Raw genomic sequence first — 12456 nt, 5'->3', positions numbered from 1 at the left:
CGGCGAGTTCCCGACGGTCACCCGTGATCCCCGGGTCCGAACTCTGTCCGGTTCGGTGACGCACCCCGGTGCGGCCCGGGGATCACGCATGTCCGGGGCCGGGCGCCCCGGGGCCGGGCTCACCCCGTGCGTCGGGTCGACTCCCGTTCCAGGGTCCGCGCCGCGCGCTCCAGACGCCGGGTCACGTCCTCCAGGTCGGGTGCCGTGGCAGGCTCGCCCGCGTCCTCCAGCGGCAGCATCGGCGCGACCCGGCGGAAGTGGTCGACGGCGCCGGGCAGGTCGGCGTCGCGCGCGCCCTCGACCAGCCACCGGCGCAGCGCCTGGTTGTGCGCGGCGACCAGCGCCGCCGCCGTCACCGCGGCCCGCAGCTCGCCGTCCGGAAGGTCGCCCAGCCGGGCGGTGAGCTCGCGGGTGAACAGCCGTCGGTAGTGGTGCACCGACGCGGCCTCGCGGTCGCGCAGCGCCGGAACCGAGCCGACGAGCGCGAAGCGCAGCCGGGCGACCTCCGGGTCCTCGGTGTAGAGCTCGAACACCGTCTCCGCGGCACGCAGTGCCAGTGACGGCAGCGGCTCGTCGGGGTGCGCGCCGGCGAACACCTCGCCGATCCGGGCCAGACCGCGCTCGTGGTCGGGGGACAGCGCGTCCTCCTTGCCGCGGAAGTAGCGGAAGAAGGTGCGGCGCCCGACGCCCGCGGCGGCGGCGATGTCGTCGACGGTCGTGTCGTCGTAGCCGCGTTCGGTGAACAGCCGCGCGGCCGCCCCCACCAGCTCCCGCCGCACCTCGGCCCGCCCCTCGGGGGAACGCCCGCGCCGCGTGCTGGTCGTCATGGCACGGAGGGTAGCAAGGTCCCGTGACATGTGGCACGGAGTGCCGTTAGCATGGTCGGCATGAACAGCGAGTTCGACAGCTACCGGCTCAGCGACGAGCACACGGCCCTCCGCGAGGCGGTCCGGGACCTGGCGGAGAAGGAGATCGCCCCGCACGCCGCCGACGTCGACGAGCAGGGCCGGTACCCCGTCGAGGCGCGCGACGCGCTGGTCAAGGCCGGTTTCCAGGCCGTGATCATCCCCGAGGAGTACGGCGGCCAGGGCGCCGACGAGCTCGCGGGCTGCATCGTGATCGAGGAGGTCGCGCGGGTCTGCGCGTCGTCGTCGCTGATCCCCGGGGTGAACGGCCTCGGGCTCACCCCGATCCTGCTGTCCGCCTCGGACGAGCTGAAGAAGCAGGTCCTGCCCTCGGTCGCCGCGGGCGAGGCGATGGTCAGCTACGCCCTCTCCGAGCGGGAGGCGGGCTCCGACGCCGCGTCGATGAAGACCCGCGCCCGCCGCGACGGCGACGAGTGGGTCCTCAACGGCACCAAGTGCTGGATCACCAACGCCGGCGAGTCGACCTGGTACACGGTCATGGCCGTCACCGACCCGGAGAAGAAGGCCAACGGGATCTCGGCGTTCGTGGTCCATTCCGACGACCCGGGCTTCGTCGTCGGCACCAAGGAGCGCAAGCTCGGCATCCACGGCTCGCCGACCCGCGAGATCCACTTCGAGGACTGCCGCATCCCGGCCGACCGGATCATCGGCGCCGAGGGCACCGGCTTCAAGACCGCGCTGCGCACGCTGGACCACACGCGCCCGACCATCGGTGCGCAGGCCGTCGGCATCGCGCAGGGCGCGCTCGACGTCGCGACGCAGTACATGAAGGAACGCAAGCAGTTCGGCAGGCACCTGGCCGAGTTCCAGGGCCTGCAGTTCATGCTCGCCGACATGGCGATGAAGGTCGAGGCCGCGCGGCAGCTCTGCTACGTGGCCGCCTCGCGGGCCGAGCGCAACGAGCCCGACCTGGGCTTCATCTCGTCGGCCGCCAAGTGCTTCGCCTCCGACACCGCGATGCAGGTGACCACCGACGCCGTCCAGCTGCTCGGCGGCGCGGGCTACACCCGCGACTTCCCGGCCGAGCGCATGATGCGCGACGCGAAGATCACGCAGATCTACGAGGGCACCAACCAGATCCAGCGCATGGTGATGGCGCGTTCGCTGCTCAAGTGACACCCTGACGCCCCATGGACGGGGCCGTCGTGGACCGCGCACTGCTCGACCGGCTGCTCGACACCGACCCGGCGTTGCGCTGGCAGGTCGAGCGCGACCTGGCGGGTGCGCCTCCCGAGGTGTGGGAGGCCACCCGCGCCCGCGTCGCGACCGAGGGGATGGGCGCGCGGCTGCTCGCCCGCCAGGACCCCGACGGCACCTGGGCGGGCGGTGCGTACTTCCCGGCGGGCGGGTCCGAGGTCGAGGGACAGCCGTGGACGGCGACGACCTGGTCGCTGAACGCGCTGCGCGAGTGGGGCCTGGACCCGGCGGCGCTGGCGGGCACGGCGGAGAAGCTCGAGTCGTGCCGCTGGGAGTACGACGACCTGCCCTACTGGGACGGTGAGGTCGACGCCTGCATCAACGCGTTCACCGTCGCCAACGGACTGTGGCTCGGCCGCGACATGGACGCCCTCGCCGCCTGGTTCGCCGAGCACCGGCTCGCCGACGGCGGCTGGAACTGCTTCTGGGTGGACGGCGCGCAGCGGTCGTCGTTCCACTCCACGCTGAACGCGCTGTACGGGCTGCTCGCCCACGAGCGGGCCACCGGCGGGACCGCCGCGACGCGGGCCGCCCGCCGGTCGGGTGAGGAGTACCTGCTGACCCGCGGTCTGCTGTTCCGGCTCTCGACCGGCGAGCCGGTGGAGTTCGAACGGGACCCGGCCGAGCTCGCCTACCCGTTGCGCTGGCGGCACGACGTGTTGCGCGGCACGGAGTACTTCCGCCTCGCCGCCGCGCTCGACGGGGTCCCGCCCGACCCGCGGCTCGCCGACGCCGTCGCGGCGCTGCGCGCGTCGCGACGGCCGGACGGGCGCTGGGTCCAGGGCGTCCGCGACCCGGGTGAGATGTGGTTCGAGGTGGACGTGCCGCCGGGGGAGCCGTCGCCGTGGTTGACCCTGTACGCCACCCGGGTGCTCGCCTGGTCGGACGCGGCGGCCTGACGATCAGTACATGAGCGCGGTACGGGGCCGCGCGGACCGCGCCCAGGTGCTGGTGATCATGGACGCGGCGGGGTGCGGATGACGAGCACGGCCGCGGCCGGTGCCCCGGCGAGGGCGGTGTAGGTGTGCTCGCCGTCGGCGGGCCAGCGGGTGGCCTCGCCGGTGCCGAGGTCGGCCTCGCACCCGCTGCGTCCGGCCCGGACGGCACCGCGGGTGACGAGCAGGTGCTCCACCACCCCCGGACCGTGCCCGGGGGACACGTGCACCGCCTCCGGGACGAGGGCCAGGGCGTACACCTCGACGGTGCCGTGGTGGTCGGTGGCCGTCTCCAGCAGGCGCGCGGTGATGCCGGGGCCGGCGACCTCGGCCCCGGGGTGCTCGGCGAGCAGCCGCGACAGCGGTACGCCCAGGGTGTCCGCGAGCGCGTAGAGGGTGGAGAGGGTGGGGTTGCGACTGCCGTTCTCGATCTCCGACAGTGAGCCCTTGCCGATCCCCGCCCGCTCCGCGAGCGCTCCGAGGGACAGACCGCGTGCGGTCCGGGCCGTCCGCAGCCGTGCGCCGACGGCCGTGCGCAGCGCCCCGTCGTCCACCGGGCGACTGTAGCCGGGGCCGGGTCGGCCGCAGGGCTCCGCGCCCGCGCCACCGGGGCCGGACGACTCGGCCGCGCCACCCGGGCCGGGCCACTCGGCCGCGCCACCGGGGCCGAACCACTCGGGCCGGGCCACTCGGGCCGGGCCACTCGGCCGCGCTACCCGGACGGGGTGCCCGGGCGACGTGGGGGACCGGGTGTCCCGGGGTCGCGCACCGCGGTCGCCGCGGAGAAGCGTGCCGGGAGCGCCGTGACCTGGTCCCGGAGATCGTCGAGGTCCCAGAGGTCACGGCCGTCCGGCTCCCGGAAGGCCGGTGTCACCAGGCCGGCCCTGGCCCAGCGGTGCAGTGCCCGCGGGCTCAGGGCCAGTCTGGTCGCGGCCTCGCCGGTGGTCACCAGTCGCACCGGGCGCCGCCGCCGGTCAGGCCGCGGCGGGTGCCGCGGTGCGGGCGGTCAGGCGGCCGACGACCAGGCTGCAGCCGTAGCCCAGCACGACCGAGCCGACCACGAACGACAGCAGCATCACCGTGAACGGGCCGGTGGGCAGCGAGAAGTCGGTGCCCGACGCCCCGCTGAGCAGGCCGAACGCCGCGGTCGTGGCGAACCCGACGACCGAGCCGGGCACGAACCCGAGCTGCGGCACGAGCGCACCGAGGATGAACACTGCGGTCATCCCGCCGATGATCAGCCCCAGCAGGGCGGGGTTCGTGGTGAGCCCGGCCAGGACCAGCATGACGGTGCCGGTGACGATCCCCCAGATGTTCGTGGCGAGGGTGGTGACCAGCGCGGGCCGGTCACCACCCGCCGCGAAGAACGTCGCGGCACCCAGGAACGTCGCCGGTACGAACAGGCCGAGCCCGGAGAGCGGACCGAGGTAGAGGTATGCGATCACCGCCCCGGCGACGCCGATCACCAGGGCCAGAGCGACGGGCAGCTTCATGAGACGGGCCTTCCGGTAGAGCCGCGCCCGGCGGGTGCGGCGGCCCACGCAGGATGGGGCGCCGCCGGTGCCCGTTCCAAGATCGCCGGACCGGACGTCACCGCCTGTTTTCCGGACGACACGGTTCGGTCATCTTTGGTCGGGTCGGCGGCACCCCGTGTATCGGCTGCAGAACATCCTGCTTACCGCTCGGGGTGGGTTCTGTTTACAGAACGACGCGGTTAGGGTGAGGCCGTGGATCGTTCCTGGGCGCAACCGGTGTCGGTCGGTGTCGTCTCCGCGGTGATCGGGGTGACCAGCTCGTTCGCCGTCGTCCTCGCCGGGCTGACGGCGGCCGGTGCCGACCCGGCTCAGGCCGCGTCCGGGCTGGTGGTGCTCACCGCGCTGATGGGGGTGGCGACGATCTGGCTGTCCCGCCGGTTCCGCCGCCCGCTGACGGTCGCCTGGTCCACCCCCGGCGCGGCGTTGCTGGCCTCCACCGGAGCCGTCGCGGGTGGGTGGCCCGCCGTGGTCGGTGCGTTCGTCGTCGGCGGTCTCCTCATCGTCGCGACCGGGCTCGTGCGCCCGCTCGGGCGGCTCGTCGGCGCGATCCCGGCGCCGATCGCGCAGGCGATGCTGGCCGGTGTGCTCCTGCCGCTGTGCCTGGCGCCGGTCCGTGCGCTGGTCGAGCGGCCGCTGCTGGTGGCGCCGATCGTGGTCCTGTGGGTCGTCCTGTCGCGGTTCGCGCCGCGCTGGGCGTCCCCGGCCGCGTTCGGGCTGGCCCTGGTGATCGTCGTCGTCCTCGCCGACGGCTGGTCGTGGCTGCGCCCGCCGGAGATCACCCTCACCGTCCCGGCCTTCTCGGTCGCGGCCCTGGTGGGGGTCGCGCTGCCGCTCTGGGTGGTCACGATGGCCTCGCAGAACGTGCCCGGCGTCGCGGTGCTCGCCGCGGCGGGCTACCCCGTCCCCTGGCGCCACGCGATGGTGCTCACCGGCGCCGGGACGGTCCTCGGGGCCCCGGCCGGTGCGCACGCGATCAACCTGGCCGCGATCACCGCGGCGCTGCCCGCCTCGCCCGAGTCCCACCCGGACCCGGCGCGACGCTGGGTCGCCTGTCAGGCCAACGGCGTCGCCTGCCTGCTGCTGGCCCCGCTCGCGACGACGATGGCCGCCCTGGTCGCGGCCGCGCCGCCCGGGGTCGTGGAGTCCGTCGCGGGGCTCGCCCTGCTCGGGACGTTCGGTGCCGCGCTCGCCGGGGCCCTCGCCGTCGCCGACCCGACGCCGGATCCGGCCGTCGCGCGGGTGCCCGCGGCCGCCGCGTTCCTGGTCTCGGCGGCCGGGGTCACGATCGCCGGGATCGGCGGGGCGTTCTGGGGGCTGCTCGCCGGGGTGGCGCTGCACCTGGTGCTGCGGCGGCGCCCGGCCGCCGCGTGACGCCGCGCCGCGGCCGCCGCATCACCGCAGGACCCGGCGGCGTCAGCGGCGGAAGCCCTCCACCCGCACCTCGTCGGTCGGGGCGAACCGCCCCGCGGCCGCGTCGATGAGCGCGATCGTCCGCGCCGACTGCGCGCAGCCGAACCCGTACTTCGCCCGCACCCGCGCGTCGGCGATCTCCATGCAGGTGCGGCTGCGCGTGACGAACTCGGCCACCGGGTAGGTCGTGCCGGTGTCCAGGTGTTCGGTCACCACCAGCGACGGCGAGTAGTAGCTGACCTCGGTGCCGTCCGGCCAGCGGACGTCGAACATCATCTCGGGCACGGTCGTGCACGGTAGGCGGCCCGGATTGCCGCCGTGTTGCGCGCGGCGTCTACAGGATGAAGCCGAACAGCGGGCTGTCCGGCGGGATCGGCTCGATGTGCGGGGGAGCCTCCTGCATCCGCTTGAGCAGCGCGGGCAGGTCGTCCGGCGAACCCAGCTCGATGCCGACCAGGGCCGGGCCGGTCTCCCGGTTGGAGCGCTTGGTGTACTCGAACAGGGTGATGTCGTCATCCGGGCCGAGGACGTCGTCGAGGAACCGGCGCAGCGCGCCCGGCTCCTGCGGGAACTCGACGAGGAAGTAGTGCTTGCGGCCCTCGAAGACCAGGGCGCGCTCGACGATGTCGGCGTAGCGGGAGACATCGTTGTTGCCGCCCGAGAGCAGGCAGACCGTCGTGGCGTCGCGGGGGATGTCGAGCCGGTCCAGCGCCGCGGGGGACAGCGCGCCCGCCGGCTCGGCGATGATCCCGTCGGACTGGTAGAGCGCGAGCATCTCGACGCAGATCCGGCCCTCGGGCACCGCGAGCAGCTCCACGCCCGCGTCGCGCACCACGTCGAAGGTGGCCGCGCCGACCTTGCGCACGGCGGCGCCGTCGACGAACGGGTCCAGCGATCCCAGGTCGACCGGCTCGCCCGCGGCGACCGCGGCCGCCATGCTCGCCGCCCCGGCGGGCTCGACGCCCACGATCCGGGTCGACGGCGCGTGCTCGCGCAGGTAGGTGATGGCCCCGGCGAGCAGTCCACCGCCACCGACCGGCACGACCAGCACATCCGGCGGGTCGGCCAGCTGGGAGACGATCTCGCGGGCGATCGTGCCCTGGCCCGCGACGGTGCGCGGGTCGTCGAAGGCGGGCACCTGGGTGGCACCGGTGGACTCGGCGTCGGCGCGGGCGGCCGCGGCGGCCTCGTCGTAGGTGTTGCCGACCACCCGCACCTCGACGGCGTCACGGCCCAGCCGCGCGACCCGGTCCCGCTTCTGGCGCGGGGTCGTGCCGGGCAGGTACACCCGACCGGTCACGCCGAGGCGCTGGCAGGCGAACGCGACGCCCTGGGCGTGGTTGCCGGCGCTGGCACAGACGACGCCGGCGAGGCGGTCGGCCTCGGGCAGCTGTGCGATGAGGTTGTAGGCGCCGCGGATCTTGTACGAACGGACCGGTTGCAGGTCCTCGCGCTTGACCCAGACCTCGCCGCCGAGCGCGTCGGACAGGCGGGGGTTGAGCTGCAGCGGGGTCGGGCCGATGACGGCGCGGAGCCGGGCCGCCGCGTCGTCGACGTCCCGGGCGCTCACAGAGGGGGTCACGGTCGACCAGGGTGTCATGACCCCCGGCCGGGGCCGCCGCTCACCCCAGGCGCAGGGTGACCCGCTCGGACTCCGCGCGGCGGTCGAGGGTCGCCGGGTCCCCGGCGGCGTTCACGGTCTGGACCAGCGAGGCCCCCGCCGCGAGGACGGCGAGCAGCCCGTCGCGCAGTCCGTCCGCGCTGTCCCAGCCGGTGCTCGACAGCACCCGGGCGCCCGCGGTGATGCCGAGTGCGTCCGCACGCTCCCGGGCCGCGGCCAGGACCTGCTCGCCGCTCGCGCCGTCCCAGGCCGGGGCCGCGCCGTCCACCGGGTCCCACGGGACGAACTCGTCGCCGTGCACCCGCACCTCGGTCGCGAAGTCGACGGTGCCACCGGGGAGGTCGCCCAGGCCGCGGCCGAAGAAGTCCAGCGAGAACGCGACGACCGTGCCCGCCCCGGCCACGAGCGCCACGTCGAGCCGCGCCGCGTCGGCGAGCACGACGTCCGCGCCCGCCGGGTCGCCGACCAGCTCCGCGCCGCAGGACCACACGGCCAGCAGCGCGGCGACGGTCTGCCAGTGCGCGGGCAGCAGCGCCGCGACCCGGGTGCCCGGCTCGACGTCGACCTCGTCGCGCAGCAGGTTCGCCGCCTTCGCGGTCCAGTTCGCGGTGGTCGTGCCGGACAGCTCGGTCCGCTCGCCGGTCGCGTCGTCGTAGTGGGTGACCAGCGGTCGCGGGGCCGCGGCGCCGAGCGCCGGGCCGAGCAGCGCGTCGGTGAGGAACAGGCCGGAGCCGAAGACGGTGTCCATCACGCCGGAACGCTACGTCAGTCGATGCAGGGGACCCCGCCCGCGGTGATCGGCGGGGTCGAGGGGGCCGGGGCGGCGGCGGGCGCGGCCGCCGCGGAGGTCGACCGGCCGCCGTTCGCGCGGTCGGTGCCGAGCAGCACCTGGACCCGGCCCTGGGCGACGGCGTCGGACTGCTCGACGCCGATGCCGCCCAGCGCCTCGGCGACCCGGCGGGCGGCGGCGTCGCCGTCGGCCTGGCTGTAGCGGACCACCGAGGTGGTGCGGTCCGGGGCGTTGCCGACCTCGCCGGGGGTGAACCCGGTGCGGCCCAGGGTGTCGGCGACCTGTGCGGCCAGCCCGGTCACCCCGGACCCGTTCGCCACGTCGGCCACGACCGGCGCCGCCGCCTCCGTGGAGGTCGCGGCCGCCTCCTCGGGCTCGGGGTCGGTGTGGTGGGCGACGAAGTCGCGGACCTCGGCGGGGTCGACGAGCAGCACGTCCTTGCCGCGGGTGGTCTCCGGGCCGCCGGTGGGGATGGTCAGGAAGTCCATCCTCCCGGCCGCGATCGACGACGCCTCGCGGGCGAAGCCGAGCAGGTCCCAGCCGCTGTCGATGACGACCGACTGCTGGATCACCTCGATGAGCGCGCCGAGCTTGGTCGGGTCGGTGAGCGTGCCCGAGGACAGGACCTTGTTGGCGACCGCGGCGAGGAACACCTGCTGACGGTTGATACGCGACAGGTCCCCGCCGGCGAGCCCGTGCCGCTGCCGGACGAACGCGAGCGCGTCGGCACCGGAGATCGTCTGCGGGCCTGCGGGGAAGTCGGCGCCGGAGAGCTCGTCCCTGGCCGGGGCCTTGAGACAGACGTCGACGCCGCCGACGGCGTTGGTGAGGTTGTAGAAGCCGAGCAGGTTGACCTCGGCGAAGTGGTCGATGGCCAGCCCGGTGAGGTCCTGCACGGTGTCGATCAGGGCCTGCCGACCGGCCTGCGACGAGTCCTGGTCGATCTGCCGGGGGTCGCGCACGCCCTCGGCGACCAACCGGGACGCGGTCTCCGCCTTCGTCTGCGGGTAGGCGGCGTTGATCTTGTTACGGCCGATCCCGGGGATCGACACCTCGGAGTCGCGCGGGATGGAGAACGCGGTCGCGCTGCCGCCGTCGGCGGGCAGGTGCACGACGATGATCGTGTCGGAGTTGAGGACGCCGGACTCGGCGCCGCTGCGCAGCTGGGCCAGGACGTCGGCCGGCAGCGGGTTGCCCTGCGCGTCGGTACGGCTGTCCACGCCGACCAGCAGGATGTTCTGCTCGCCGCCCGCGGAGCCGCCGAACAGCAGGTTCGTCGTGGTGATGCCGCCCGTGACGTCGCGGTAGAAGGTCCACACGGCGCCGGTGAGCAGCACCGTCAGCGCCGACAGCACGGCGACGGCGACCCGCAGCCGGGCCAGCAGCCCGCGGGCCCGGGGCGGTCCTCCGCCGGTGCGCCCGCCCCGCGCCGGGTACGGGGGGTGCTCGTCGGGGCCGGTCGCGGTCCCGGCCCGGCTCCAGCCCGCGGAGCCCGCGGGGCGTCCGCGTGCGGCGCCGGTGTCCGGGCGGACCCGGGGCGAGCGGGACCGGTCGCCGGGGGCGGCGGGGCGGCCGGACCGTCGCGCCGCGGCGCGCTCGGCGGCCGACGGGCGGGAGCGGTCCCGGTAGCCCTCGCCCATGCTCGCTCCCCTCGGGGTCCGTCTCGTCCGCGCCGCTGCGTCTCACCCGGACGGGGGAGTCCGGTGAACCCGAGCACGGCTCGTGCGTCTCTGGGACCGGACACCCCGGTCGGGGACCAGGGTGCAGCATCCGGGCCCCCGCGGTGGGTCGTACAGGCCTGCGTGTCGGGTTGCTCGCCCGGTCGTCGTAGGGGGTCGGGACTTGAGGGTGACACACGGGTACGGCGTGTCGTCGCTGCTCGGGGACGGTCCGAACGTTGGAGTGAGGGTATCGCGATCATGGTCGCGGTGACGGAGTGTGATCTTCGCGGGCGCGAACGGGCGGTGCCGGACGGAGCCGCCGGGCGCGGGTGTGCCCGTGCTGACTAGGTTGCGGGACATGCGCGGGGTGGACGAAAAGGACGAGGAGGCCACGTGACCGACGACGCACGGTCCTACGGCGACGGGGTCGCCGTCGTCACGGTGACCTACTCGCCGGGCGCGCTGCTGGACACCTTCCTCGACTCGCTGCGGGGCGCGACGACCCGCGCGGACGTGCCGGTCGTCCTGGCCGACAACGGATCCGTCGACGGCGCCCCCGAGCGCGCGGCCCGCGAGCGCGACCACGTGACGGTCCTGCCGATCGGGGAGAACGTCGGCTACGGTGCCGCCGCCAACCGCGGCGTGGCCTCGCTGCCCGACCGATACGGCTGGGTCGTCGTCGCCAACCCGGACCTGGAGTGGGGTGCCGGTTCGCTGGACATCCTGCTCGACGCCGGCCGTCGCCACCCCCGGGCCGGGTCGCTCGGCCCGCTGATCCGCGAGCCGTCCGGCGAGATCTACCCCTCGGCACGCGAGGTGCCGTCGCTGGTCGCGGGCGCCGGGCACGCCGCGCTGGCGCCGGTCTGGCCCGCGAACCCGTGGACCGCGGCCTACCGGCGCAGCCGCGAGGACCTGACCGAGCGGGCGGCCGGCTGGCTGTCCGGGTCGTGCCTGCTCCTGCGGCGCACCGCGTTCGACTCCGTCGACGGTTTCGACCCGCGCTACTTCATGTACTTCGAGGACGTCGACCTGGGCGAGCGGCTCGGTCTCGCCGGATGGCGAAACGTGTACGTCCCCGGCGCCGATGTCGTACACGTGGGCGGAGCGTCCACGGGCAAGCCGGAGGTGTCGGCACGGATGCTCGCCGAGCACCACCGCAGCGCCTACCGCTATCTGGCCGACCGCCACCGCGGTCCGGTGCACGCGCCGCTGCGTGCGGCCCTGCGCGCCGGCCTGGCCGTGCGCTCGGGTCTGTTGCGGCGGACCGGCTGAGCGCGAACGAGAAGAAAGAACCTGAGGGGGAACCTGCGTTGCAGGACGTCGAGGCGGTCGTGCTGGTCGGGGGCAAGGGCACCCGGCTGCGGCCACTGACCCTGTCGGCGCCCAAGCCGATGCTGCCGACGGCGGGGGTGCCGTTCCTGGCGCACCTGCTGTCGCGGATCCGCGAGGCGGGCATCCGGCGGGCGGTGCTGGGCACGAGCTACCTGGCCGAGACCTTCGAGGAGCACTTCGGCGACGGCTCGTCGCTGGGGCTGGACCTCACCTACGTCACCGAGACCGAGCCGCTGGGCACCGGCGGAGGCATCCGCAACGTGGCCGGCAAGCTCTCCGCCGAGCACGTCATGATCTTCAACGGCGACGTGCTGGCGGGCACCGACCTGACCGCCGTCGCCGACACCCACCGCAGCACCGGTGCCGACGTCACGCTGCACCTGGTGCGGGTGCAGAACCCGCGGGCCTTCGGCTGCGTCCCCACCGATCCGACCGGCCGGGTGCTGGAGTTCCTCGAGAAGACCGAGGACCCGCCGACCGACCAGATCAACGCCGGGTGCTACGTCTTCCGCCGCGAGGTCATCGACACCATCCCCGAGGGCAGGCCGGTGTCGGTGGAGCGTGAGACGTTCCCCGACCTGCTCGCCTCCGGGGCGCACGTGCAGGGCCACGTCGACGTCGCCTACTGGCGCGACATGGGGACCCCCGGCGACCTGGTGCACGGCTCGGCGGACCTGGTCCGCGGGGTCGCGCCCTCGGCGGCGCTGCCCGGGCCGACCGGCGAGTCGATGGTGCTGGAGGGGGCCGAGGTGGCCTCCGACGCGTTCGTCTTCGGCGGGACGACCGTCGGCCGCGGCGCCCGGATCGGCTCCGGCGCCCGGGTCGAGGGCTCCATGCTGTTCGACGGCGCGATGGTGCAGGCGGGCGCGGTCGTGGAGAACTCGGTGATCGGGTCCGGTGCGGTCGTCGAGGAGGGCGCGAGCGTCCGCGACACCGTGGTCGGCGACCGGGCCGTGATCGGCGCGCACTGCGAGCTGCGGCACAACATGCGGGTGTGGCCGGACGTCACGCTGCCGCCCCACGGGGTCCGGTTCTCGCCCGACGTGTGA

Annotated in this window: 13 protein-coding genes; 5 read left to right on the top strand and 8 right to left on the bottom strand. The window is 74.8% G+C overall.

Annotation, left to right across the window (positions count from 1 at the left end; translation table 11 throughout):
• Positions 1–119: 119 nt before the first annotated feature.
• Positions 120–827 (bottom strand): TetR family transcriptional regulator, encoded by a 708-nt coding sequence (locus ATL51_RS12035; RefSeq protein ID WP_073576359.1) that lies wholly within the window; start codon positions 825–827, stop codon positions 120–122.
• Between the two features lie 60 nt (positions 828–887).
• On the opposite strand from ATL51_RS12035, the gene ATL51_RS12030 reads away from it, so the two are divergent.
• Both ATL51_RS12030 and ATL51_RS12025 read left to right on the top strand, forming a co-directional pair.
• The gene (locus ATL51_RS12030) at positions 888–2042 is read left to right on the top strand and encodes an acyl-CoA dehydrogenase (protein WP_100880665.1); all 1155 of its coding nucleotides are present in this window, start codon (positions 888–890) and stop codon (positions 2040–2042) included.
• Between the two features lie 14 nt (positions 2043–2056).
• Positions 2057–3022 carry a prenyltransferase/squalene oxidase repeat-containing protein gene (locus ATL51_RS12025; protein WP_100878677.1) on the top strand — a complete coding sequence of 322 codons (966 nt, stop codon included), beginning with the start codon at positions 2057–2059 and terminating at the stop codon, positions 3020–3022.
• 56 nt (positions 3023–3078) lie between these two features.
• On the opposite strand, the gene ATL51_RS12020 is transcribed toward ATL51_RS12025, so the two are convergent.
• The 3 genes from ATL51_RS12020 to ATL51_RS12010 all read right to left on the bottom strand — a co-directional run bounded on the left by ATL51_RS12020 (position 3079) and on the right by ATL51_RS12010 (position 4551).
• Positions 3079–3612: a helix-turn-helix domain-containing protein gene (locus tag ATL51_RS12020; RefSeq protein ID WP_100880664.1), complete on the bottom strand. Its 534-nt coding sequence runs from the start codon at positions 3610–3612 to the stop codon at positions 3079–3081.
• A 158-nt stretch (positions 3613–3770) separates the two neighbouring features.
• Positions 3771–4007 carry a MerR family DNA-binding transcriptional regulator gene (locus ATL51_RS12015; protein WP_073576356.1) on the bottom strand — a complete coding sequence of 79 codons (237 nt, stop codon included), beginning with the start codon at positions 4005–4007 and terminating at the stop codon, positions 3771–3773.
• A 25-nt stretch (positions 4008–4032) separates the two neighbouring features.
• On the bottom strand, positions 4033–4551 hold the full coding sequence (locus ATL51_RS12010; protein WP_139282870.1) for a DUF1097 domain-containing protein: 519 nt from the start codon (positions 4549–4551) through the stop codon (positions 4033–4035).
• A 234-nt stretch (positions 4552–4785) separates the two neighbouring features.
• Between ATL51_RS12010 and ATL51_RS12005 the strand changes: the two genes are divergently transcribed.
• Positions 4786–5964, top strand: coding sequence for a benzoate/H(+) symporter BenE family transporter (locus ATL51_RS12005; RefSeq protein ID WP_100878675.1), 1179 nt, complete (start codon positions 4786–4788; stop codon positions 5962–5964).
• A gap of 42 nt (positions 5965–6006) precedes the next feature.
• Here the strand turns inward: ATL51_RS12005 and ATL51_RS12000 are convergent, their stop codons facing one another.
• Genes ATL51_RS12000 through ATL51_RS11985 form a run of 4 tightly spaced genes read right to left on the bottom strand, consistent with a single transcriptional unit; the run spans position 6007 to position 10054 of the window.
• The gene (locus tag ATL51_RS12000) at positions 6007–6279 is read right to left on the bottom strand and encodes an MSMEG_0570 family nitrogen starvation response protein (RefSeq protein ID WP_202416400.1); all 273 of its coding nucleotides are present in this window, start codon (positions 6277–6279) and stop codon (positions 6007–6009) included.
• A 58-nt stretch (positions 6280–6337) separates the two neighbouring features.
• Entirely contained in the window at positions 6338–7603 is a 1266-nt protein-coding gene (gene ilvA / locus ATL51_RS11995; protein WP_100878674.1) for a threonine ammonia-lyase IlvA, read from the bottom strand.
• A 22-nt stretch (positions 7604–7625) separates the two neighbouring features.
• On the bottom strand, positions 7626–8372 hold the full coding sequence (locus tag ATL51_RS11990; protein ID WP_100878673.1) for a TIGR03089 family protein: 747 nt from the start codon (positions 8370–8372) through the stop codon (positions 7626–7628).
• A 17-nt stretch (positions 8373–8389) separates the two neighbouring features.
• Positions 8390–10054 (bottom strand): LCP family protein, encoded by a 1665-nt coding sequence (locus tag ATL51_RS11985; protein WP_100878672.1) that lies wholly within the window; start codon positions 10052–10054, stop codon positions 8390–8392.
• A 414-nt stretch (positions 10055–10468) separates the two neighbouring features.
• Between ATL51_RS11985 and ATL51_RS11980 the strand changes: the two genes are divergently transcribed.
• Complete coding sequence (locus ATL51_RS11980; RefSeq protein WP_100878671.1) at positions 10469–11347, top strand: glycosyltransferase family 2 protein; 879 nt, start codon at positions 10469–10471, stop codon at positions 11345–11347.
• A gap of 38 nt (positions 11348–11385) precedes the next feature.
• Positions 11386–12456, top strand: coding sequence for a mannose-1-phosphate guanylyltransferase (locus tag ATL51_RS11975; protein ID WP_100878670.1), 1071 nt, complete (start codon positions 11386–11388; stop codon positions 12454–12456).

The sequence above is a fragment of the Pseudonocardia alni genome, assembly GCF_002813375.1.
GTDB lineage: Bacteria > Actinomycetota > Actinomycetes > Mycobacteriales > Pseudonocardiaceae > Pseudonocardia > Pseudonocardia alni.
The sequence above is the reverse complement of the archived record's forward strand: the minus strand, read 5'-3'. Positions and strand labels throughout refer to the sequence as shown.

Excerpts from the sequence above, each read along its gene's own strand:
- ATL51_RS11985 (WP_100878672.1), bottom strand. The coding sequence starts at position 10,054 with ATGGGCGAGGGCTACCGGGACCGCTCCCGCCCGTCGGCCGCCGAGCGC.
- ATL51_RS12030 (WP_100880665.1), top strand. The coding sequence starts at position 888 with ATGAACAGCGAGTTCGACAGCTACCGGCTCAGCGACGAGCACACGGCC.
- ATL51_RS12035 (WP_073576359.1), bottom strand. The coding sequence starts at position 827 with ATGACGACCAGCACGCGGCGCGGGCGTTCCCCCGAGGGGCGGGCCGAG.
- ilvA (WP_100878674.1), bottom strand. The coding sequence starts at position 7,603 with ATGACACCCTGGTCGACCGTGACCCCCTCTGTGAGCGCCCGGGACGTC.
- ATL51_RS12010 (WP_139282870.1), bottom strand. The coding sequence starts at position 4,551 with ATGAAGCTGCCCGTCGCTCTGGCCCTGGTGATCGGCGTCGCCGGGGCG.
- ATL51_RS12025 (WP_100878677.1), top strand. The coding sequence starts at position 2,057 with ATGGACGGGGCCGTCGTGGACCGCGCACTGCTCGACCGGCTGCTCGAC.
- ATL51_RS12000 (WP_202416400.1), bottom strand. The coding sequence starts at position 6,279 with ATGATGTTCGACGTCCGCTGGCCGGACGGCACCGAGGTCAGCTACTAC.
- ATL51_RS11990 (WP_100878673.1), bottom strand. The coding sequence starts at position 8,372 with ATGGACACCGTCTTCGGCTCCGGCCTGTTCCTCACCGACGCGCTGCTC.